The 21,769-nt window shown below is 73.2% G+C and carries 20 protein-coding genes and 1 tRNA gene; 15 read left to right on the plus strand and 6 right to left on the minus strand.

Annotation, left to right across the window (positions count from 1 at the left end; all coding sequences use genetic code 11):
* Positions 1–110: 110 nt before the first annotated feature.
* Positions 111–656 carry a hypothetical protein gene (locus RI138_RS10350; protein WP_311119672.1) on the plus strand — a complete coding sequence of 182 codons (546 nt, stop codon included), beginning with the start codon at positions 111–113 and terminating at the stop codon, positions 654–656.
* A gap of 15 nt (positions 657–671) precedes the next feature.
* On the opposite strand, the gene RI138_RS10355 is transcribed toward RI138_RS10350, so the two are convergent.
* Positions 672–1,583 (minus strand): spermidine synthase, encoded by a 912-nt coding sequence (locus RI138_RS10355; RefSeq protein ID WP_311119673.1) that lies wholly within the window; start codon positions 1,581–1,583, stop codon positions 672–674.
* 76 nt (positions 1,584–1,659) lie between these two features.
* Entirely contained in the window at positions 1,660–2,094 is a 435-nt protein-coding gene (locus RI138_RS10360; RefSeq protein WP_311119674.1) for a hypothetical protein, read from the minus strand.
* Between the two features lie 253 nt (positions 2,095–2,347).
* On the opposite strand from RI138_RS10360, the gene RI138_RS10365 reads away from it, so the two are divergent.
* A complete protein-coding gene (locus tag RI138_RS10365) occupies positions 2,348–3,748 on the plus strand; it encodes an ATP-binding protein (RefSeq protein ID WP_311119675.1) in 1,401 nt (466 codons plus the stop codon).
* 131 nt (positions 3,749–3,879) lie between these two features.
* Here RI138_RS10365 and RI138_RS10370 read toward each other — a convergent pair whose 3' ends face one another.
* Positions 3,880–4,476 carry a histidine phosphatase family protein gene (locus tag RI138_RS10370; RefSeq protein WP_311119676.1) on the minus strand — a complete coding sequence of 199 codons (597 nt, stop codon included), beginning with the start codon at positions 4,474–4,476 and terminating at the stop codon, positions 3,880–3,882.
* Between the two features lie 242 nt (positions 4,477–4,718).
* Here RI138_RS10370 and RI138_RS10375 point away from each other — a divergent pair, with 242 nt between their 5' ends.
* The 7 genes from RI138_RS10375 to RI138_RS10405 all read left to right on the plus strand — a co-directional run bounded on the left by RI138_RS10375 (position 4,719) and on the right by RI138_RS10405 (position 11,362).
* Entirely contained in the window at positions 4,719–5,720 is a 1,002-nt protein-coding gene (locus RI138_RS10375) for a phosphatase PAP2 family protein (RefSeq protein ID WP_311119677.1), read from the plus strand.
* A 106-nt stretch (positions 5,721–5,826) separates the two neighbouring features.
* Complete coding sequence (locus RI138_RS10380; protein ID WP_311122841.1) at positions 5,827–6,834, plus strand: hypothetical protein; 1,008 nt, start codon at positions 5,827–5,829, stop codon at positions 6,832–6,834.
* A complete protein-coding gene (locus RI138_RS10385; protein WP_311119678.1) occupies positions 6,825–8,528 on the plus strand; it encodes a hypothetical protein in 1,704 nt (567 codons plus the stop codon). Before RI138_RS10380 ends, RI138_RS10385 begins: the two co-directional genes overlap by 10 nt.
* 55 nt (positions 8,529–8,583) lie before the next feature.
* Positions 8,584–9,918 carry an AAA domain-containing protein gene (locus tag RI138_RS10390; RefSeq protein WP_311119679.1) on the plus strand — a complete coding sequence of 445 codons (1,335 nt, stop codon included), beginning with the start codon at positions 8,584–8,586 and terminating at the stop codon, positions 9,916–9,918.
* 127 nt (positions 9,919–10,045) lie between these two features.
* On the plus strand, positions 10,046–10,387 hold the full coding sequence (locus RI138_RS10395; RefSeq protein WP_311119680.1) for a hypothetical protein: 342 nt from the start codon (positions 10,046–10,048) through the stop codon (positions 10,385–10,387).
* A 221-nt stretch (positions 10,388–10,608) separates the two neighbouring features.
* Positions 10,609–11,298 carry a bifunctional DNA primase/polymerase gene (locus RI138_RS10400; protein WP_311119681.1) on the plus strand — a complete coding sequence of 230 codons (690 nt, stop codon included), beginning with the start codon at positions 10,609–10,611 and terminating at the stop codon, positions 11,296–11,298.
* Positions 11,289–11,362, plus strand: a tRNA-Lys gene (locus RI138_RS10405). The genes RI138_RS10400 and RI138_RS10405 overlap by 10 nt, the downstream gene beginning before the upstream one ends.
* Before the next feature lie 66 nt (positions 11,363–11,428).
* On the opposite strand, the gene RI138_RS10410 is transcribed toward RI138_RS10405, so the two are convergent.
* Positions 11,429–12,673: a M6 family metalloprotease domain-containing protein gene (locus RI138_RS10410; RefSeq protein WP_311119682.1), complete on the minus strand. Its 1,245-nt coding sequence runs from the start codon at positions 12,671–12,673 to the stop codon at positions 11,429–11,431.
* A gap of 397 nt (positions 12,674–13,070) precedes the next feature.
* Between RI138_RS10410 and RI138_RS10415 the strand changes: the two genes are divergently transcribed.
* Positions 13,071–15,005: a putative bifunctional diguanylate cyclase/phosphodiesterase gene (locus tag RI138_RS10415; RefSeq protein WP_311119683.1), complete on the plus strand. Its 1,935-nt coding sequence runs from the start codon at positions 13,071–13,073 to the stop codon at positions 15,003–15,005.
* Between the two features lie 20 nt (positions 15,006–15,025).
* Here RI138_RS10415 and RI138_RS10420 read toward each other — a convergent pair whose 3' ends face one another.
* Together RI138_RS10420 and RI138_RS10425 are read right to left on the minus strand one after the other, a co-directional pair.
* Positions 15,026–16,141 carry an LLM class flavin-dependent oxidoreductase gene (locus tag RI138_RS10420; protein ID WP_311119684.1) on the minus strand — a complete coding sequence of 372 codons (1,116 nt, stop codon included), beginning with the start codon at positions 16,139–16,141 and terminating at the stop codon, positions 15,026–15,028.
* 104 nt (positions 16,142–16,245) lie between these two features.
* Positions 16,246–17,010, minus strand: a complete 765-nt coding sequence (locus tag RI138_RS10425) for a maleate cis-trans isomerase family protein (protein ID WP_311119685.1) — start codon at positions 17,008–17,010, stop codon at positions 16,246–16,248.
* A 260-nt stretch (positions 17,011–17,270) separates the two neighbouring features.
* Here RI138_RS10425 and RI138_RS10430 point away from each other — a divergent pair, with 260 nt between their 5' ends.
* The 5 genes from RI138_RS10430 (at position 17,271) to ehuA (ending at position 21,608) form a co-directional block, all read left to right on the plus strand.
* A complete protein-coding gene (locus RI138_RS10430; protein WP_311119686.1) occupies positions 17,271–18,323 on the plus strand; it encodes a D-2-hydroxyacid dehydrogenase in 1,053 nt (350 codons plus the stop codon).
* A 147-nt stretch (positions 18,324–18,470) separates the two neighbouring features.
* Positions 18,471–19,373: an ectoine/hydroxyectoine ABC transporter substrate-binding protein EhuB gene (ehuB, locus tag RI138_RS10435; protein ID WP_096625554.1), complete on the plus strand. Its 903-nt coding sequence runs from the start codon at positions 18,471–18,473 to the stop codon at positions 19,371–19,373.
* 18 nt (positions 19,374–19,391) lie between these two features.
* Positions 19,392–20,123, plus strand: coding sequence for an ectoine/hydroxyectoine ABC transporter permease subunit EhuC (ehuC, locus tag RI138_RS10440; RefSeq protein ID WP_311119687.1), 732 nt, complete (start codon positions 19,392–19,394; stop codon positions 20,121–20,123).
* Complete coding sequence (ehuD, locus tag RI138_RS10445) at positions 20,120–20,761, plus strand: ectoine/hydroxyectoine ABC transporter permease subunit EhuD (protein WP_096625551.1); 642 nt, start codon at positions 20,120–20,122, stop codon at positions 20,759–20,761. Before ehuC ends, ehuD begins: the two co-directional genes overlap by 4 nt.
* Complete coding sequence (gene ehuA, locus RI138_RS10450) at positions 20,751–21,608, plus strand: ectoine/hydroxyectoine ABC transporter ATP-binding protein EhuA (protein WP_311119688.1); 858 nt, start codon at positions 20,751–20,753, stop codon at positions 21,606–21,608. Before ehuD ends, ehuA begins: the two co-directional genes overlap by 11 nt.
* Positions 21,609–21,769: the final 161 nt, after the last annotated feature.

Below are 21,769 nucleotides of genomic sequence, written 5' to 3' on the forward strand. Positions count from 1 at the left end.
GGGCCCGGTCCCGTGGCCGCCGGAAACCTCCCCAAAGGCCCGGGAGGCCCGGAGGGAGAGGGATCGGAGGTGGGGGACAGCCCGGGTCCGGGTGGTGCAGAATGCGCCGGATGCAACGAGGACTCGTCCATACGATCGCGTGGTCGCTCGCCACCGGCGCGGCGGTCACGCTGTCGTGGTGGGGTGTGCACACGGTCATGACGGGGACGGCCTACGACCCGCCCCGGGCCGTGCCGATCTCGGTGGGTTCGGGGCCTCCGCAGCGCATCGGGCAGAGCACCGGCGAACCGCTCGTCTCCTCGACGCACCGCGCCTCGCCGTCGCCCTCCCCCTCGCCGCGCACCAGCAGCGGGAGCCCTTCGCCGTCGGCCCCGGACCCCTCCCGTACGCCGTCGGGCACCCCGGCGAAGCCTGCCGCGCCCCCGGGGTCGGGCGCGGTGAAGAGCTATCGCACCGACGGCGGCCGGGTGGTCTTCGAGCTGGGCCGCAGCTCGGCGAAGCTGGTCTCGGCGACGCCGGAGCCGGGCTGGTCGATGCGGGTGTGGACGAACGACGCGTGGATCCGGGTCAACTTCGAGGGCGCGAACGGCGCGACGTATTCGGTGTTCTGCACCTGGAACGGACATCCGCCGCTGGTGCAGATCGTCGACCCGTAGCGGAGTTCGCGGCGCTCAGGGGTTCTCGAAGACCGAGGGCGGGGGCGCCGGCGACGGTTTGGCGGCCGCGTCGGTGACGACGGCCGCGCCCCCGGTGAAGTCGGTGAGCGCGCGGCCGTGTTCGACGCGGCCGGGGTGCGGGTCGCTCGCCACCCGGCGGGTGAACTCGGCGACCGGGAGCGGCAGGGCCGAGGCGTACAGGACCGCGTTGCCGAAGCGGCGGCCCCGCCACACCACCGGGTCGGCGGCGAGCGCCAGTTCGGGGAAGACGGCCGCGGCGGTCGCGACCTGCCCGCGCAGATGGGCGAGCGGGGGCCCGTCGGCGAGGTTGGCGGCGTAACTCCCGCCGGGCTTCACGACCCGGCGCACCTCGGTGAGGAACTCGGCGGAGGTGAGGTGGGCGGGCGTGCGGGCCCCGCCGAACACATCGGCGATGACGAGGTCGGCCCAGCCGTCCGGGAACCTGCCGAGCCCTTCGCGGGCGTCCGTCGCCCGGACCCGGACGCGGGCCTGGGCGTCCAGCGGCAGATGGTCGCGGACGAACCGCACGAGGGGTGCGTCGACCTCGACGATCTGCTGGGTGGAGCGGGGGCGGGTCGCGGCGGCGTACCGGGCGAGGGTGAACGCGCCGCCGCCCAGGTGGAGGACGTGCAGCGGCTGCTGCGGGGGCGCGGCGAGGTCGATGATGTGGCCGAGCCGCCGCTGGTAGGCGAACGACAGGTACGTGGGGTCGTCGAGGTCCACGTGGGACTGCGGGGCGCCGTCGATCAGGAGCGTGCTGCCGCGCGGCCGCTCCCGGTCGGGTATGAGCTCGGCGAGTCCGCCGTCGACCGGGCAGGAGACCTCTTCCCGCTCGGCGCGGCGCTGTTCCTTCTTCCTGCCCGCTGCTCCGCCCTTGCCCCCGGCCGGTCCTCCTCGACGTGCCACGTTCGCTGATCCTCGCTGGTGGGGGCCCGGGTCACCGGCCGCGGCGGAGTGTTCCGCCCGTGCGGCCATTATGGGCTCAGCAGCAGTTGTCGGCCGCCTCGATCAGCCGGGCCGCCTGGTCGAGGGCGGCGCGCAGTGCGGCGGGATCGGTGACCGGGGTGCCCTTGGCGGGCGGGAGCAGCCAGCCGGTGCCGGAGACGGGCGGCTCGGCGGGGACGCGCAGCCCGCGGCCGTCCGTCCTCGTACAGGCGCTGCCCGGTACGTCCCAGGCGTCGGCGGTGCCCGGTGGGACGAGGAAGCCGAGGGTGTCGCAGGCTCCGTCGTGCAGGACCGGGCCGACGGCCTCGTGGTCGGCGCCGCGGCGGAGGATGTCGACGGCTTCCAGGCCCTGCCGTGCCGGGACCGTGACGAGGTCGCAGGACTCGTGCTCCGGCACCGGGTTCGCCGCCGGGGCCGCCGAGCATGTTGTCGCGGTCGTCCATGAACCGGTCTCCCGGCCGAGATGCAACAAGGGAACCTCTCCTCTCATCGCCGAATCATCGCCGAACGGAGCCGCACTCCGTCTCCACATGGACCAACGGCACGGGTGCGTCAAGGGCTACGGGCCCACACCGCCGCAAAGGGTGGCAGTTCATGGCGGATCAAGGGAGAGATGCCCCTTTTGCGAAGAAACGCTGCGTGTGTGTCCTGTCACAGCAGGTACGTTCTTGCTCCGCCGGGACACCGGAAAACAGGAACCCGGCCGCACCAGAGAGGGGCCGGCCATGGGGTCGACAGGGGCAGTTCCCAACCTCGCCTTCCGCCGACTGCGCGGTCAGCGTTCCGCCGGGGAGTTCGCGGCGGCGGTGCGCAGAGCGGCGCGGGAGATCGGGGAGCAGGTCGCGTGCGACGCCCGCTACGTGGGGCGCGTGGAGTCCGGGGAGATCCGCTGCCCCAACTACGCCTACGAACGGGTCTTCCTGCACATGTTCCCCGGGGCGTCCCTGGCCGACCTGGGGTTCTCGGCCCGCGAGACCGTACGCGGGAGGGGGGCGCGGGTCGTGTCCGAGCCCCCGCCCGAACCTCCGCCCGCGCCCGTGTCCGTACCTGTGTCCCCACTCGCGCTTCACAGCGACATCCACGAAACCGACGAGGAGAGCGACGTGCTGCGTCGCGTATTCATGACGAGCGGGACCGCCACGGTGGCGGCCGCTTCCCTGGGGCTCGGCGAGGCGCCCGCCTCCGCCGCCACCCGGGTCTCCCTGCCCGCGCAGCGCCGGGTCGGCGAGACGGAGGTGAGCGCCGTCGAGAAGGCCGTACGGCAGATCCGGCTGCTGGACGACCGGCACGGCGCGGACGGGCTGTACCGGCGGGCCGCCCAGCCGCTTCGCGCGGCGTACGAACTGCTGGACGCCGGGACCACCGCGCGCCGCGCCACCGCGGACCGGCTGCACGCGGGAGCGGGCGAGCTGGCCATCTCGGTGGGCTGGCTGGCCCATGACTCGGGCCGCTTCGACGACGCACGCTCGCACTACGCGGAGGCACTGGCCACGGCCCGGCTGTCCGGGGACGCGGGTCTTGAGGCGCACGCGTTCTGCAACACGTCGTTCCTGGCCCGGGACGCGGGGCGGCCGCGGGAGGCGGTACGGGCGGCGGAGGCCGGACAGCGGGCCGCCCGCACCCTGGGCTCGCCCCGGCTGCTGGCACTGCTCGCGCTGCGGGAGGCGGGGGGCCGGGCGGGGCTCGGTGACCGTACGGGGTGCGACCTGGCGATCGGGCGGGCGCGGGCAGCGTTCGAGCGGGGGCCCGCGGCCGGGGACCCCGAGTGGATGAGCTTCTTCCGGGAGGCGGAGCTTGAGCTGCTGGAGGCGCAGTGCTGGTCGGCGCTGGGCGACTGGTCCCGTGCCGCGCGGCACGGGCGCCGGGCCACGGCACTCCAGGACGCGCACTTCACCCGGAACCTGGCGCTGTACCGGGCCCAGCTGACGGGCGACCTGGCCCGGGCGGGGCGGGTGGACGAGGCGGCGGCGACCGGGCACCAGGTCCTGGACCTGCTGACCCGGGTCCGGTCCTCGCGGATCCGGGGGATGCTGGCGGGGGCGGCACGAGTGCTGGAATCCCGGGGCGGGCCGCCCCCGGTCACGGCGTTCCTGACCCGGCACGGGGGGTCGGCGGTGGTGCGGTGAGCGGTGAGAGCTTTCCGGCGGTGCGCGTGGTCAGCCCGTCCGGACCGGGCGGCTGCCCCCGCCGCCGTTGCGGGGCGCGTGGTCAGCCCGTCCGCAGGGCTCCGGGCAGCGGGCACCGCCGCTCCCAGCGCCTACCGCTCCAAGTGCCCCGTGTCGTTCCAGCGCTCCACGGCCGGCAGGCCGTACGCCCAGCCGAGGACCGACAGTGACGTCGGCTCCAGGCGGATGCGGGCGCCGAAGGACAGGTCCTCGCCCAGCCACCGCGCCCCCAGGGCCCGCAGAATGTGGCCGTGGGCGAAGACCAGCACGTCCCGGTCCGCCGACCGCGCCCAGGCGACGATCTCGTCCGCGCGGGCGGTGACGTCGGCGACGGACTCCCCGTCCGGGACCCCGTCACGCCAGATCAGCCAGTCGGGCCGGTCCGCCTTGATCCGGGCCGGGGTGAGGCCCTCGTACGCCCCGTAGTCCCATTCCATCAGCGCATCCCACGTCTCGGCCCGCTCACCGAAGCCGGCGAGCTCGCACGTCTCGGCGGCCCGGACGAGCGGGCTGGTGCGGACCTCGACACCGGGCAGCCCCGCCCAGGGGGCCCGGTGCAGCCGCTCGCCGAGCAGCTTGGCGCCCTCGCGGCCGGCGTCCAGGAGCGGGATGTCCGTCCTGCCGGTGTGGTTGCCCTGGACCGACCACTGGGTCTGGCCATGCCGGGCAAGCAGGATGCGCGGTGCCATAACGGCTCTCCCTGGAACGCTGGTGCTGGGGGTTCCATCATCCCGTACGGCACGCGCAGGCAACCTCCGGGACCGTACCTACGTCCCATCCTGAGCAGCCGTCCCACCGAAGCCACGGACCACGGCGGGGACCGCTGCGTACGGGACGTCCGGAAGAGGACCCCCGGGGGAATCGGCGGCACTGTGCCGCCGTACGGTTGAACGCTCGCCGTCGGCCGCATGAACATGGGGAGAGCTACCGGATGCCGCACGCCACCGCGCCGCTCGCGATTGGTCATCGGCCCCGCTGGTGGACGGAGCTGCCACTGATCGCGGTGGTGTACGCGCTGTATTCGGTGGGCCGCCTCCTGGTGCACGGCGACGTGTCGACGGCGGTCGGCAACGGCCTGGCGATCCTGCGGCTCGAACAGGCACTGTTCCTGAACGCCGAGCATCCGCTGAACCGGCTCTTCACCACCACCCCGTCCATAGGCATACCCGCCGACTTCGCGTACGCCTCGCTGCACTACGTGGTCACCCCGGCCGTCCTCGTCTGGCTGTTCCGGCGCAGGCCGGCCTCCTACCGTGCGGCCCGGGTCTGGCTGATGAACTCGACGCTGCTGGGCCTGGTCGGCTTCACGCTGATGCCGACCTGCCCGCCCCGGCTGCTCGACGCGAGCCACGGCTTCGTCGACACGATGGCGCAGTACAGCAGTTACGGCTGGTGGGGCGAGGGGGCGAGCGCGCCGCGCGGGCTGAGCGGGATGACCAACCAGTACGCGGCGATGCCGAGCCTGCACGTCGGCTGGTCGATCTGGTGCGGAATCCTGCTGTGGCGGCACGGCCGCCACCCCCTCGTACGGGCGGCGGGAATCGCCTATCCGCTGCTCACCACGATCATCGTGATGGGCACCGCCAACCACTACTTCCTGGACGCTGTCGCGGGCGCCGCGGTGATGGCCGTCGGAGCCCTCCTGACCAGGCCCGTCATCCGGTTCGCCGACCGCTGCAAGGACTGGGGCAGGGCCCGGATCGCCCGTCCGGTCGCGGACCGTTTCCGGGGTGGCCGGGCCACCGCCGCCGCGGATGTTCCGGCGACCGTGTCCCCCGATGTCAGTGCCGGGTGCAAGACTTCGCCGGGTGAGCGAATCCCCGGCCAGCGGACCTCCTCCGCAGATCCCCCCGGCACGGCAGTCGGAGGCGCGGCAGCCCGAGCCGCCGCCGACGCGGCCGCGAGCGACGACGCTCCGGCAGCGGCTCGCTGAGCTGCGCGGCCCCTCCGTAGCACCGCATCCGCTCGACGCCCGCGCACTGGCCGCCCTCGCCGCGAACCCCGGCTGCAAGCGGCGTGCCCTGCTCGACGGAGCCGGGGTGGACAAGGGCGTGCTCGCCGCCGCACTCGGCTCCCCCGCCCCCTTCGGGCAGTCCCAGTTCGCCTTCATGCGGGGCAACGCGTTCGAGGCGAAGGTCAAGGCCGACGGCGGCGCCGAGCTGCTGCGCCTGTTGTACGAGCGCCTCGGCGACGGCGCTGCGGCCCCGGGTGCGGACGTGTTCGCGCCCGATCTGAGCGCCGCCGGTCCCGAGGGCCGCGCCGCGCGCACCGCGCTCGCGCTGCGGGAGGCGACGGCCGCGGGCGGCTGGGCGCTGCTGGACCACCCGATGCTGGCGCTGGAGGTGGCGGGTTCCCCCGCCTATCTGGAGCCGGACGCGGTGGTGGTGCACCCCGACGGCCGGTGGACCGTCGTCGAAATCAAGTCGTTCCCCATGATCGACGCATCCGCCGACGCCGCGAAGGTCGGTGCGGCAGCCCGGCAGTCCGCGGTGTACGTGCTGGCGCTGGAGCGGGTCGCGGCGGTGACCGAGGGCGCGGAGGTCGGCCACCGCGTGCTGCTGGTCTGCCCCAAGGACTTCTCCAACCTGCCGACGGCCTCCGTCGTCGACGTACGCAAGCAGCGGGCCGTCACCCGCCGCCAGCTGACCCGGCTCACCCGGATCGAGGACCTCGCGGACGCCCTGCCCGCGGGGACGACGTTCGATCCCGCGTGCTCGCCGCAGGAGCTGGAGACCGCCGTCTCCTCCGTTACCGCCGCCTACGCGCCCGAGTGCCTGGCCGCCTGTGAGCTTGCGTTCCACTGCCGGGCGAAGTGCCGGGCCGAGGGGGCTGTGGAGGCGCTCGGCCGGAGTGTGCGCGGTGAGCTGGGCGGGCTGACCACGGTGGCCGGGGTGCTGGCGGCCGCCGCGGGCAAGGAGGGCGACCCCGCCGATCCGACGGTCGCGGCCCTGCGCCGGGCCGCCGCGCTGCGCGCCGAGGCGCTGGAGAGCGCGGCGGCGCTCCGTGGGCGGGGACAGTCCCTGGAAGGGGCGGCCGGATGTCGCTGATCACCACGCTCGCCCGGCTGGAGGCCGTCGACTCCGGCCGCGCCCAGCCGCTGGCGACGGTCCGCCACCGCCATCTCACGGACCGGCCGCTGGTGCTGGTGCCGCTGACCACCGCAGGCGAGGCCGGGGCTCCGCTCGGGGCGCTGGTCGGCACGGACCGGGAGGCGCCCAGGCTGCTGGCCGTCGCCCAGCCCCGCGACCGGGATCTGCGGTTCGCGTTCCTGGCCGAGCTGGCGGAGACCGTCCTTCCGCACATCGAGGCGTACGCGGACGTCGTCGAGCCCGCCGAGCGCAACGAGACCGATCCGGCGACCGGCAAGAAGACCAAGGTCGAGGTCGAGCTGTGCACGGACGCGGCCCAGCTGATCGTGCCGAGCCGGGCGGGCATCGAGTTCGTGCGGCTGCTTGGCCGGTCCATGCGTTTCCGCCGGACCGCCGACGACGACCCGGACACGCCCTATCCGGCCCCGGTGCGCGTCCCGCTGCTCGGCCGCTGGCTGACGCATTACGGGGAGCGGGCCCGGGTGCCCGGCTCCTCACTGCTGCTGGCCACCACGGATCTGCTGAACCGGCACTGGGCGACCGGGCAGAGCAGCCTGGAGGACCAGCACCTGGGCGCGCTGCTCTCCTGGATCGATCCGCCGGACGGCTCCTCGGGGGCCGAGGCGGCGCTCCGGGCCGAGCTGGCCCGGGACGGTGCGGGCCAGCTGCTCTGCCCGCCCGCGGGTCCGGCCACCGACCCGGACTTCGACAACCGTCTCCTCGCCCCCGCCATCGAGCGCTACGACCGGGCCCGTTCGGCGCTCGCCTCCGCCGAGGACGGGCTCGCGGCGGATGCCCGTCTCGGTGAGCTGAGCGGCGCCGAGCGGGAGATCCGCTCCCTGCTGGCGCGGGTCATGCTGCCGACCTGGGACGCGGTGTGGCGGGGTCTCGACCTGCTGCGGGAGCTGCCCGAGGGGTCCCGGGCCGAGGACCGCTGGACCCGGGACCGCTGGTCGTTCACGAGCCACCGCGACCGGGTGCGCTCGGGCGAGCCGCCGCAGCCGCGCCACGACGACGCGGTGACGGCCGCGCAGAAGCTGGCCTCCCGGGAGACCGCCCAGGCCCAGCTGGAGGCCCAGGAGGCGCTGGACGATCCGCTGGTGCTGGCGGGGCGGCGGCTGGCGGGCGAGGCGTTCCTCGCCGAGGTGGCCGGGGTGGAGATGGCGTACACCGAGTCCAAGCGCCCTTCCCCGCGCCCGCTGGTCACCGTCCGCACGGGCGAGTGCCCGCACCTGGGCGAGCGGACGAAGGTGTATCGCTCGCTGGACGGCAAGCCGCAGACGGCGGAGTTCGTAAGGTACGCCTCCGAGGCCCCCGGTGACGGTCCGGAGGTCCCCGGTGGCGGTCTTGAGGCCCTCGGTGACGGTCCGGAGGCCTCTGGTAACGGTTCCGAGAGCCCGGCCGACGACGGCGGGGTCCTGCTCGTGCTGAGGATCCTGGACCGGATGGGCCGGGGCAAGGAGCCCGCGCCCGGTTCGGTGCCGGAGCCCGGGGAGCGGATCGCCTGGACCCTGTTCGAGCACGACCAGCGCTCCGGCCCGAAGCTGCCGGACCCGGAGGACACGCCGTGGACCCACGGCGGCCCGCCGGGCGCGGACGCCGCCACGCGCGCGGAGTATCCCGACCCCGTGACTCCGGAGGACCTGCTGTGACCCCGAACCTCATCACGGGACCTGTTGTGACGGCCGCCGTCCGGGAGGGCTCGCTGTGAACACCGTCTTCGATCCGGGCGCGGCGGCGGCGCGGGCGACCGGCGCGATCCTGGACGACACCCTGCGCGGGAGTGCGCGCGGCATCGTCGTGGACTCGCCACCCGGCGCCGGTAAGTCGACCCTGGTGGTCCGGGCGGCTCTGGAGCTCGCCGCCGCCGGTCGCCCGCTGATGGTGGTCGCGCAGACCAACGCCCAGGTCGACGACCTGGTGGTGCGCCTCGCGGAGAAGGAGCCGGAGCTGCCGGTGGGGCGGCTGCACAGCAACGACTCCGACCCGTACGACAAGGTGCTGGACGGCCTCGACAACGTGACGAAATCGGCGAAGGCGGCCGATCTGGCCGGACTCGACGTGGTGATCTCGACGGCCGCCAAGTGGGCACACGTGAAGAACGTGGAGCCGTGGGGCCACGCGATCGTGGATGAGGCGTACCAGATGCGCTCGGACGCGCTGCTGGCCGTGGCCGGGCTGTTCGAGCGGGCGCTGTTCGTCGGGGACCCGGGGCAGCTGGACCCGTTCTCGATCGTCGGCGCGGACCAGTGGGCGGGGCTGAGCTACGACCCGTCGGCGAGCGCGGTGTCCACGCTGCTCGCTCACAACCCGGATCTGCCACAGCACCGGCTGCCGGTGTCGTGGCGGCTTCCGGCGTCGGCGGCCCCGCTGGTGTCGGACGCGTTCTACCCGTACACGCCCTTCCGCAGCGGTACGGACCACGGGGACCGGACGCTCTCCTTCGGGGTGGCCTCGGACGGGTCGGGCCCGGACCGGGTGCTGGACGAGGCGGCGGAGTCCGGATGGGGGCTGCTGGAGCTGCCCGCCCGGCACACCCCGCGTACGGACCCCGAGGCGGTGCGGGCGGTGGCGCTGGTGGTCCGGCGGCTGCTGGACCGGGGCGGCGTCGCCACCAGCGAGCGGGCGGACGAGCCGGTGCCGGTGACCGCGGACCGGGTGGCGGTCGGCACGGCCCACCGCGACCAGGCGGCGGCGGTACGGGCGGCCCTCGCCGAGCTGGGCGTCACGGGGGTGGCGGTGGACACGGCGAACCGGCTCCAGGGCCGCGAGTTCGACGTCACGGTGGTCCTGCACCCGCTGTCGGGCCGCCCCGACGCGACCGCGTTCCACCTGGAGACGGGCCGCCTGTGCGTGCTGGCCTCGCGGCACCGGCACGCGTGCATCGTGGTCTGCCGGGAGGGGGTGGCCGAGCTGCTGGACGAGCACCCGTCCACGGAGCCGGTCCAGCTGGGTGTCACGGTGAAGTTCCCCGACGGCTGGGAGGCCAACCACGCAGTGCTGGCCCACCTCGCGGAGCGGCGGGTGCGGTGGCGGCCCTGAGCACGGGCGCGCCCCCGCGCCCCCTGCGCACGCCCCGGCCCCCTTGCGTGGGGTTGGACAATGGAGGGTGGCCGTGCGGCACGTCCGGGCCGTCCGGTCACCAGGTCGTCCGAGGAAGGAACACCACATGACACAGTCCGAGCGGAACGAACGGCAGCGGCTGCGCCCCGCGCCGCTGCTCTTCGAGCCGTCTCAGGCCACGGCGGACCCGGAGCACTTCTTCGACCTGGAGTCGATGGAGGACCCCCGGGAGCTGCTGGCCCGCGCGACCGAGCTGACGCATGCCTTCCGCGCGGCGACGGACCGGTCGGTGGAGTTCCAGGCGATAGCGGCGGCGCAGCTCGCCGATCCGAGCCGGTTCGACCGGCTGACAGCGGCGGACGTCGCGGAGCGCGCGGAGTGGACCGAGGACTACGCGAAGAAGATGATCGAGTTCGGCCGGTCCCTGCTGGACACCTCCAGAACCTGATCCGCGAACCTGATACGGGAACCTGATACGGACCTGATCCGGACCGGGCCACGAACCTGACCCGCCCGACCCCTGCCGCCCGACGCCTGCCGTCGGCAGCAGGCCGGGGGTCAGGTCCCGTGGCATATTCCGGCGGGCAAGATACTCCTTCCGCTCCCGCCCTGTCCCGGTTTCCGGCAACTCTCGGAAACAGTTCCGTCACTCCCGGTAGACCTTGCTGCATGAGCGCATGGCTGAAAGACGAAACGACCCTTCAGGCCGGTGCCGCCGTCGCGCACCACGGCGTCGACATCTTCGCCCTGCTGCGGGACCAGACCGGAGCACAGGCCGCCCAGGTCACCGCCGCCGGTGCCGCCTGGCTCGCCGGGGCCTCGGCCCATCCGCGCAGCACGCTCGCCCAGTGGGAGGAGCGCCCCGGTGCGCCCGGGGTGCTGCCCTGCGGTTCCGCTTTCGATGTCGTCAACGTGCCCGCGCTGTTCGGGCGCCGGATGCTGGAGCAGCTCTGGTCCGAGGGCCCCGGCTCCGGCCCCGTCGCCTCGCACCGGGGCCGGATGCTGCTGTTCGCGGCCCCCGGGACGGCCCAGCGACTGCCGTCGCTGCTCGCCTGGGAGGAGTGGGGGGCCGGCGGCCGCGCGGGCTCCGGCGAGCAGCGGGGCGGGGTACCGCCGCTGCTCTGCCACGGCACCGGGGACGCCGTGACCGTACCGCCGCTGACCTGCGCGTCGTCCGACGGCGGGCCGCGCTGGCTGGTGGCGCCGGACACACGTAACCCGTGGCTGCCGGGCCCCGACGTGCTGCTCTGGGCGTGCGTACGGGTGAGCAGGTCGGCGACCTCCCGGGGCACCGCGTATTCGATTTTTCCTCGGGCGGATCAGGGTGCTAATGTCTACGACGTCAGCAGGCGCCGTTAGCTCAGTTGGTTAGAGCAGCTGACTCTTAATCAGCGGGTCCGGGGTTCGAGTCCCTGACGGCGCACCGACGGAAGAAGCCCCTCGCGAAAGCGGGGGGCTTCTTCGTGTGCGCTCCCCCGGATTCCGGTTTTCAGACGCCGGTGGTGATCCGGACCGTCCAGGAGCCGGCCGGGGTACGGTCGGCGACCTCGATGCGGGTGCGGTCGCCGGGGACGGTGAAGGTCTCCCCGACCCCGAGCGGGGCGTCGGCGAGCGGCGGGTACACCGAGCGGTCCCAGCAGGCCCCGGTCTCCGGGTGGGTGTCCACCACCTCGACGGGCCCGCCGCCGGAAGCCGTCCCGCTGCGGATGCGGTAGATCAGGATGCCCTCGGTGCAGGTGCTCCGGTCGTTGCCGGTGGCGCTGCGGGCCTCGATGGCCAGGGCGCTGTCGAGGCCGGTGCGGACGACGGCGAGCCGGGTCCCGATCGACCCGCCGGGCACCGGGGCGGCGGCGACCGGCTCCAGGGTGAGGTCGGCCGAGCCCTGGACGCAGACGACCTGCCGCCCGCCCAGCCAGCCGAGCTTCCACTTGTGCCAGCCGAACAGATCCGGGGCGAGGCCGAACTGGCTGCCCATGACGTCCCAGTCGCCGACGTACGTGTCCCAGTCGCCCTTGCCGTCGACGGGCCGGTGGTAGAGGTCGGCGAGGTCGAAGACGTGCCCGGTCTCGTGGGCGAGGACGTTGCGGTCCGGGGGGTGCTGCTCGAAGAGCGTCACCACGCGCCGGATGTCGGTGCCGTCGGCGCGCAGCGGCGTGTCGAAGTTGACCACCTTGGTGGCGTCGGAGTCGACGCCGGGGGCGTCGGGGTCGGCGACCAGGTAGACGATGTCGTAGGCGGAGAAGTCGACGTCAGCGTCGGCGGCGGCGATGGCGTCCCGCAGATAGGCGGTGCGCCGCTCGGCTTTCCAGTCGCGCTCCACGGCGTACCAGGTCGAGTCGCGCGGCATCTGCGTCCAGCCGCGCTGCGGGTGGGGGCGCAGCGTGAATCCGCCGTAGCTGGCGCGCTCGAAGAAGCGGGTGGTGGAGGGGAAGTGATCGGCAGTCAGCACCTCGGGGGTGAGGGTGGGCTCGGAGTCCGGGAAGGACAGGAAGATCATGACCGCGTCGAGGCTCCGGTCGGGGCGCGGGTAGGCCGTGTTCCAGGTGTCCAGGCCGAGCGAGTGGTGCGCCGATGTCCGGGTCAGGGCGCACGGAGCGGCGTCGCCCCGCGCGGCGGCCACGGCGGGTCCCGCGACGAGCGACATGGCGGCGAGCGCCAGGAGGGAGGTCGCGGAGGCCGCCACACTGCGCAGCGTCGGCCGTTCCGCTCCCCCGGGTCCGCGACGGCACGGCACATCGACCTCCGGGTGGGGAAACGCGGTCCATCTCGTCCACCCTGTGCCGGTTCACGGTGGCACGTCCTGTTGTGCTGCCCCACTCGGGTAAGCGGTCAATACCACCACCCACGCCTTCACGGAACGTCACTATCGGCCAGTTAAATCGGCCATTGCAACAGATACGCACAGAAATGATCAGGACCGGGCAAACCGGAACGTGCCCTCGCGTCCGCTGACACTCCTCGCACGGCCCCCGGCGGAGCCCCGCACCGGACGGCGAGCTGGAACGGCCGACGCGGCACCCTCTATGCTTCACCACGCTTTCCCGCGTGGAACGGGCCCCTTGACGGGGCCGCCACCCGGTGACCTGTCCGACCCCACCTGTTCACGACAATCTTCACAGCGGGAGCGAGCGGTGAGCGGAACCTCCGAAGGGCCGAGGGCCCCGGCAGGCACGGCCCCCGGCACACCCCCCGCGCCGGTCACGGAGCGTCACACGACGGCCCCGCATCCGGCCCCCGATCCGCCCGCCGCCCAGCACCCCGACGCGGCCCCCGCCCCGCCGGCCGCCGTCGCCGATGACGGCCCCTCCGCGTCCGAGCTGCGCGACTACCGCGCCGCCTTCAACGCCGCCACGCTCCCCATGGCCGTCGTCGACGGCCGCGGCCAGGTCCTGCGAGCCAACGAGGCGCTCGGCGGGCTCCTGGGCGCGGCGGCGACCGCCCTCGCCCGGCAGCAGGCGTGCGAGCTGTTCGACCTCGCCTCCGACGACCGCACCTGGCTCGCCTACCGCGAGGTGCTCCAGGGCCGCCGCTCCCGGTTCCGCTGCACCCGCCGCCTCAAGCACCCCGACGGGCGCTTCCTGTGGGCCGAGGTCACCGTCGTACCGATGACCGGCACCTCGGCGGCGGAGCCGGCCCGGGTCCTGCTGACCGTCGCGGACATCAGCGACCGCCGGGAGCTCCAGGAGCGGCTGCGCCATCTCCAGATGCACGACCCGGTGACCCGGCTGCCCAACCGGACGCTGTTCTTCGAGCGCCTCGCCTCGGCCCTGGAAACCCCGCCGTACCAGGACGACTCGATGCCGCCCCGGCAGCACGCCCGGATCGGGCTCTGCTACCTGGACCTGGACGGCTTCAAGGCGATCAACGACACCCTGGGCCACCGCACCGGGGACCGGCTGCTGGCCGCCGTCGCCGGGCGGCTCACCGACTGCGCCGAGAACGACGCGTCCCGCACCCCCGGCGGCAGTCGGCTGGTGGCACGGCTGGGCGGCGACGAGTTCGCGATCCTGGTCGAGGACTCGGCCGGGACCCAGGAGCTCACCGACCTGGCCCGCTCGGTCCTCGCCGCGCTCCAGCAGCCGTTCGACCTGGCCGGGCAGCGGTTCTCGGTCTCCGCGTCGATCGGCGTGGTGGAGCGGGCCGCGGCGGGCACCTCGCCCACCGGTCTGATGCAGGCCGCCGACACCACGCTGTACTGGGCGAAGGCCGACGGCAAGGGCCGCTGGACCCTGTTCGACCCCGAGCGCAACGCCCATCGCATGACCCGGCAGTCGCTGTCCTCCACGCTCCGGCCCGCCGTGGAGCGCGGGGAGTTCACGCTGGAGTACCAGCCGCTGGTCGGGATGGCGGACGGGGTGCTGCGCGGGGTCGAGGCGCTGGTGCGCTGGAACCACCCGCAGTTCGGGGTGCTGTCGCCGAATCGGTTCGTCGGCATCGCCGAGGAGGACGGTTCGATCGTGCAGCTCGGCCGGTGGGTGCTGCGCACCGCGTGCCGGCAGGCCCGGCGCTGGCAGCTGGACCACCCGGCCGAGCCGCCGCTGTTCATCAGCGTCAACGTCGCCGTACGCCAGGTCTGGGACTCCGACCTGGTCGCCGACGTGGCCGAGATCCTGGCCGAGACGGAGCTCGCTCCCGGGCTGCTCCAGCTGGAGCTGACCGAGTCCGCGGTGATGGGCTCGGGCGGCCGCCCGCTGCGGGCACTCCAGGCGCTGAGCGACATGGGCGTACGGATCGCCATCGACGACTTCGGGACCGGGTATTCGAACCTCGCCTATCTGAGCAGGCTGCCCGTCTCCGTACTGAAACTGGACGGCGCGTTCGTGAAGGGCTTCCGGTACGAGGACGGTACGCACCCGAGCCCGGCCGACGAGACGATCGTGGAGGCCATGGTGCAGCTGGCGCACCGCCTGGGCCTGACCGTCACCGCGGAGTGCGTGGAGACGGCCGGACAGGCGGAGCGGCTGCGGCGGATCGGCTGCGACACGGGGCAGGGCTGGCTGTACTCGCGGGCCGTGGCGCCGGAGCGGATCGCCGGGCTGATCGGGTCCCGGCCGCTGGAGGGCTGACCGGGACCACGGGACAGCGGTCAGGAGGCCGCGGGCAGTCCGTACGCGTCCGCGATCAGGTCGTAGCTCCGCAGTCGGGCGTCCCCGCCGTGCGCGTTCGCGGTGATCATCAGCTCGTCCGCGCCCGTGCGCTTGGCCAGGTCGTCCAGGCCGGTGCGGACCTCGTCGGCGGTGCCGTGGACGACGTTGGCGAGCCAGCCGTCGACGAACTCCCGTTCCATCGGGGAGAAGGCGTACGCCTCCGCCTCCGCCGGGCTCGGGATCAGCCCCGGCCGTCCGGTGCGCAGCCGGACCATCGACAGAGCGCCGGTCAGCACCTGGCGGCGGGCCTCGCGCTCGTCGTCGGCGGCCAGCGCCGAGACTCCGATCAGGGCGTACGGGGCGTCCAGCACCGCGGAGGGCCGGAAGGACTCGCGGTACAGGTCGAGCGCCGGGATGGTGTTCTGTGCCGAGAAGTGGTGCGCGAAGGCGAACGGCAGCCCGAGCGTCCCGGCCAGCCGCGCGCTGAAGCCGGACGAGCCCAGCAGCCAGACGGGCGGCCGGTGCGCGGACTGCACCCCGCCGGGGGCGGTCGCCTGGACCGGGCCCGGTACGGCGTGGATGCGGCTGTACGGATGCCCGTCGGGGAAGTCGTCGTCCAGGAACCGGATCAGCTCGCTGAGCTGCTGCGGAAAGTCATCGGCCCCTTCGTTGAGCCGGTCGCTGCGGCGCAGGGCGGCCGCCGTCGCACCGTCGGTGCCGGGGGCCCGGCCGAGGCCCAGGTCGATCCGGCCGGGGGCCATCGCCTCCAGGGTGCCGAACTGCTCGGCGATCACGAGCGGGGCGTGGTTGGGCAGCATGACCCCGCCGGAGCCGAGCCGGATGCGCTCGGTGTGGGCGGCGATGTGCGCGAGGATCACGGCCGGGGAGGACGAGGCGACCCCGGGCATGGAGTGGTGCTCGGCGACCCAGTAGCGGTGGAAGCCGCGGCTCTCGGTGAGCCTGGCGATCTCCACGCCGGTGCGCAGGGCCTGGGTCGCGGTGCGGCCCTGCCCCACGGTGACCAGGTCGAGGACGGACAGCGGAACGGGGGCCGTGCCGACCGCCGTACCTCGGATTCCGTCGCCGCCCGTCTCGTCGCCTCGGATCTCGTCCACGTGTCGGCCCTCTCCCGGTGGTACTCGTCGTACGTATCGGAGGGGTGCAACAGGAGGATGGCTCCGTTTATTCCGCCGGGCCGCCTTCTCCCCGGGACGGGTCCCTACTCCCGTACCTCGATGCCCTTCGGCTCCAGCGACCCGGGCACCGGCTCACGGGTGGAGAACAGCGTGCCGAGCGTGGGGGCCCAGATCCTGCGGTCGGTGAGGCGCAGCCCCTCCCACACCGTGACCTGGTTCCCCGTGAGGACCGGCTTGCCGAGCGCCTCCTCCAGTTCGGGGATGTACGCGGCGGTGTGCAGGGACGTGCCCGGGATCAGCACCGCCTCGGCGTCCGGGTCGTCGGCCTCCAGCGCCAGCCGCTTCACCCGCTCCGGCCCCCAGGACCCGGCCTCGGCCGAGGAGGCGGCCCCACCGGACGCGGCCCCGACGGCCTCGACGCCCGCCGACGCCAGGAACTGGGCGAGGAGCCCGGTGACGTCCTCGGAGTAGGGGGCCGCGACGGCGACGCGGCGCGCGCCCAGCTCCCGTACCGCGTGGGCGAAGCCGATCGAGGTGCTGGAGGCGGGCAGCCCCGCCGTCCTGGCGAGCGTGGCGACCTGCTCGTGGGCGCCCTCCCAGCCGTACCCGAAGCTGCCTCCGGTGGACGCCCAGACCAGCGCCTCGGCGCCCGCGAGGCGCAGCTCCTCGATGCCCTCGGCGATCCGGCCGGGCGCGCCCCGCTCGCGCAGTGCGCCGGGGTGGCAGGCGTCCTCGCCGGGGTCGGTGGCGAACAGGGGCAGCCGGATGTCGGTGTCGAGCAGGATCTCGATCCGTGGGAAGTCGTCCTCGGCGGCGTGGCCCGGGTAGAGAAGTCCTACGGTCGTCATGTCCACCCTTCCTGTACGTCGACGGCCTGCCGCGCGGCACCGTCCCCGTTGCGGGTGCGGCGGCCCGCCGGACCTGCCGGGCGGGCCGTGACCGCGCGACCGGTCACTAATGCCCCGACTTGTTCCCAGTATTCCTCCGGTGGGCCCGAGGTGTCGGGCGCGCGGCCCGGCGTCGTTGACGGCGGGGGGCCCTGCTGCGAGCGTGGGCGCGTCCGACCGCTGTTCCCGCGTCCGTACCGCTGCCGGAGGGCCGACCCGCGATGCCGAACCCCGTGCTGCTCGTCCTCGACGCCGATCCGCCCCAGCCCCCGCGCCTGGGCCGGCTGACCGGCCGGGTGGACGTGCGGTACGCGGACGCCTCCTCGCTCGCCGGGAAGCTCCCGTACGCCGACGTCCTGCTGGTGTGGGACTTCACCTCCGACGCGGTACGGGAGGCCTGGCCGGGTCCGGGGGCGCGGCCGCGGTGGGTGCACACGGCGAGCGCGGGCGTGGACCGGCTGCTCTGCCCGGAGCTGGTCGCCTCCGACACCGTTCTCACCAACGCGCGGGGAGTCTTCGAGCGGCCGATCGCGGAGTACGTGGCGGGGCTGGTACTGGCGTTGGCCAAGGACCTTCCCGGCACCCTGGAGCTCCAGCGGGAGCGGCACTGGCACCACCGCGAGGGACAGCAGGTCGCCGGCACGCGGGCGGTGGTGGTCGGGGCGGGGCCGATCGGCCGGGAGATCACCCGGCTGCTGCACGGCCTGGGGGTCACGGTGGCCCTGGTGGGGCGGACCGCCCGGCGCACCATCCACGGTGTGGCGGATCTGGACCGGCTGGCGGCCCGGGCCGACTGGGTGATCGCCGCGGCCCCCCTGACCGACGCGACGCGCGGGATGTTCGACTCCCGCTTCTTCGGTCTGCTCCAGCCGTCGGCGCGGTTCATCAACGTGGGGCGGGGGGCCGCCGTGGTGGAGGCCGACCTCGTGGACGCGCTGAACCGCCGCTGGCTCGCGGGCGCGGCGCTCGACGTGTTCGAGGACGAACCGCTGGGCCCGGACAGCCCGTTGTGGGATGTTCCGGGCCTGTTGGTCTCGCCGCACCTGAGCGGGGACACGGTGGGGTGGCGCGACCGGCTGGGCGAGCAGTTCGTGGCGATGTACGAACGGTGGGCGCGGGGCGAGCCGTTGCCGAACGTGGTGGACAAGGAACGCGGTTACGTCCCGTCCCCGGACACGGACACAGGCACGGGCACGGAGGCGGGCGCAGGCACGGACACGGACACCGAGACCGGCACGGAGACCGAGACCGAGACCCGCACCGGCACCGGCTGATCCCTCGCCCTCCACCCGCCCCAGGGCACGGGAACGTCACCTTCCGGCCACTGTTCGGTTACAGGCCCCGGCTTCCTGCATAGACGTACGGGACGGGGCAGGCGCTCACCCTGTCCGGACTGTTCGACCTCCAGGAGATTGCGAACCATGGCTGAATTCCCGAACCTGTCCCGCCGGGGTTTTCTCAACGGAACGGCGGCCGTGGGCGGCCTCCTCGTCGTTCCCGGCCTGCTCACCGCGTGCAGCAAGACCGACTCCGGCGCCGCGACCGGTGAGGGCGCCCTCGACAAGCTCCGCAAGCAGGGCTTCGTGCGCGTGGCGTACGCCAACGAGGCGCCGTACGGCTACCTGGAGGGCAAGGAGCTGAAGGGCGAGGCCCCGACCCTGCACCGGGAGATCTTCAAGGCGCTGGGCGTGGATGAGCTGAAGCCGACGCTCTCCGAGTGGGACGGGCTGATCCCGGGCCTCCAGGCCGGGAAGTACGACGTGGTCAGCGCGGGCATGGCCATCACCCCGGAGCGCTGCGGCAACGCGATCTTCTCCGAGCCGGAGTTCATCTCGCCGACCGCGCTGATGGTGAAGAAGGGCAACCCGAAGAACATCACCGACCTGGCCTCCGCCAAGGAGGCCGGGATCACCGTCGGCGTGATGTCCGGTGCGGTGGAGGGCAGTTACGCCGAGGGCGCGGGCATCCCCGAGGACAGGATCAAGACGTTGCAGAAGCCGCAGGACGGGGCCGACGCCGTCAAGGGCGGCCGGATCGACGCGTTCCTGCTCACCGGGATCTCGCTGCGCTGGCTGGCGAAGACCAACCCGGACACCGAGGTCACCGAGGCGTTCCTGCCGAAGCTCGACGGCAAGGAGCAGTTCTCGCCGGGCGGCGCGGTCTTCCGCAAGGGCAACGAGGACCTGCGGGACTCCTTCAACCGGGAGCTCAAGAAGATCGTCTCGGACCGCTCGCGCTATGTGCAGCTGCTGGAGCCGTACGGGTTCGGGGAGACGGAGATCCCGCCCGCCGACCTGAAGACCGCGGATCTGTGCAAGGGCTGACGGGGCGGACGCACACGCATGAGTGACTTCTTCTCCCTCCTCGTCGAGGAGTTCCCCCAGGTCCGTTCGGGCCTGTGGGTGACGCTGGAGGCCACGGTCCTGGGCGCGCTGCTGGCCGGGGCGCTGGCCTTCGCGCTCGGGCTGATGGCGGGCAGCAAGCTGCTCCTGGCGCGCGGGTTCTCCCGGGTGGTCGTGGAGTTCTTCCGGGGGACCTCCCTCTACATCCAGCTGTTCTGGCTCTACTACGCGATGCCGCTGCTGACCGGCTACGAACTGACCCCGCTGATCTGCGGGGTCGTCGCGTTCGGCCTCAACTACGGTGCGTACGGTGCCGAAGTGGTGCGCGGCGCCATCAACTCCGTACCGCGGGGGCAGTACGAGGCGGCGATTGCGCTCAACCTCAGCCCGGCCAGGCGGCTGTGGAAGGTGATCCTGCCGCAGGCCTGGGTGCAGATGATCCCGAGCTTCACCAATCTGCTGATCCAGCTGCTGAAGTGCACCCCGCTGCTGTGGCTGATCTCGGCCGCCGATCTGATGACGGTGATCCAGCAGCTGCGCGACCGTACCGGTGAGACCCTGACCGCCTATCTGACCCTGCTGGCCGCCTACTTCGTCCTGGCCTACGCGCTGACCCTGCTGATGAACCTGCTGGAGCGCGGCGCCAAGCGGCGGCTCGGCCTGGACACCGGTGCCAAGGGCCTGCTCAAGAGCCGTAGCACGACCGCGACCGCCGTGGGAGGTACCCGGTGAACGGCTTCGACTGGAACGCCGTCGGGGAGTCCCTGCCCCTGCTGCTGGAAGGGTTCCGGGTCACCCTGCTCGCCACCGTGCTCGGCACTCTGGTGGCGGCCGTGCTGGGGCTTGCCGTCGCGGTGGCCGGGCGCGCCCCCAGCAAGTTCGTCACGGTCCCGGTGCGGGCCGTCACGGAGTTCGTGCGCTCCACCCCGCTGCTCGTCCAACTGGTGGGGGCCGCAGCACTGTTCAGCTCGGTGGAGCCGCTGTACATCGGGATCGCGGTGCTGGGCGTCCACTACGCCGCGTACACCTCGGAGGTCTACCGGGCCGGGATCGACGGCGTACCGAAGGGGCAGTGGGAGGCGTGCCGCGCGCTGTCGCTGTCGCCCCGGCGCACCTGGCAGGCCGTGATCCTGCCGCAGGCGGTGCGCAATGTGCTGCCCGCCCTCGGGAACTACGCGATCTCGATGTTCAAGGAGACCCCGTTCCTGGCCGTGATCACGGTGCAGGAGATGGTCTTCGAGGCCCGGAAGTACGGGGCCGACCACTTCGCGTACACCGAGGTGTTCACCCTCGCCGGCCTGATCTTCCTGGTCGCGAGCTACCCCACGTCGCTGCTGATGAGAAAGCTGGAGAAGCGCCTTGGCCACTGACCCCTCCCTCCTCAAGAAGACGGCGGCCCCGGCCTCCCAGGGCACTCCCGAGGACGCGGCCTCGGCGGCCGGGCGCACGGGCGAGCCGCTGGTGCGCTTCGACAAGGTGGTGAAGCGCTACGGCGACCATGTGGTCCTGGACGAGCTGGACTTCACCGTCGACCGCGGCGAGCACGTCACCCTGATCGGGCCCAGCGGCTCGGGCAAGACCACGATCCTGCGACTGCTGATGACGCTGGAGAAGGTCAGCGACGGGGTGATCTGGGTGGACGGCTCCCCGCTGTCGCACGTACGGGCCCCGGACGGCTCCCTGAAGCCCGCGGGGGAGAAGCAGCTGCGGGAGTCCCGGAAGAAGATCGGGATGGTCTTCCAGCAGTTCAACCTCTTCCCGAACATGAAGGTGCTCCAGAACATCACCGAGGCCCCGGTCAGCGTGCTGGGCAAGAGCCGCGAGGAGGCCGAGAGCCGGGCCCGGGAACTGCTGGACCTGGTCGGGCTCTCGGCGAAGGTCGACGCCCACCCCTCGCAGCTCTCCGGGGGCCAGCAGCAGCGGGTCGCCATCGCCCGCGCCCTGGCCATGGAGCCGGAGATCCTGCTCCTGGACGAGGTGACGTCCGCGCTCGATCCGGAGCTGGTGGCCGGGGTGCTGGAGCTGCTGGAGGACATCGCCAGGAACACCGACATCACCATGGTCTGCGTGACCCACGAGATGAACTTCGCCCGGGATGTCTCGGAGAAGGTGCTGATGTTCGACGCGGGCCGGGTCGTGGAGTCCGGACCGCCGGAGAAAATCTTCTCCGATCCGTCGCACGAACGTACGCGCGAGTTCCTCAACGCGGTGCTGTGACCTCGCCGTTAGCCCCCTGCTCATGACGTTGGCATATGCCAGACGGGTGCGCCCCAGTTGACAGCCCTGGGGCGCGCCCGCTGACTCGCCAACTGCCGCCCCGCGGGTGGGTTTCGGCCGCTATCGTGGGGCGAAAGCTTGCGGTCACAACCTGGTAGGGG

The sequence above is a fragment of the Streptomyces durocortorensis genome (assembly GCF_031760065.1).
In the GTDB taxonomy this organism is placed as follows: Bacteria; Actinomycetota; Actinomycetes; order Streptomycetales; family Streptomycetaceae; genus Streptomyces.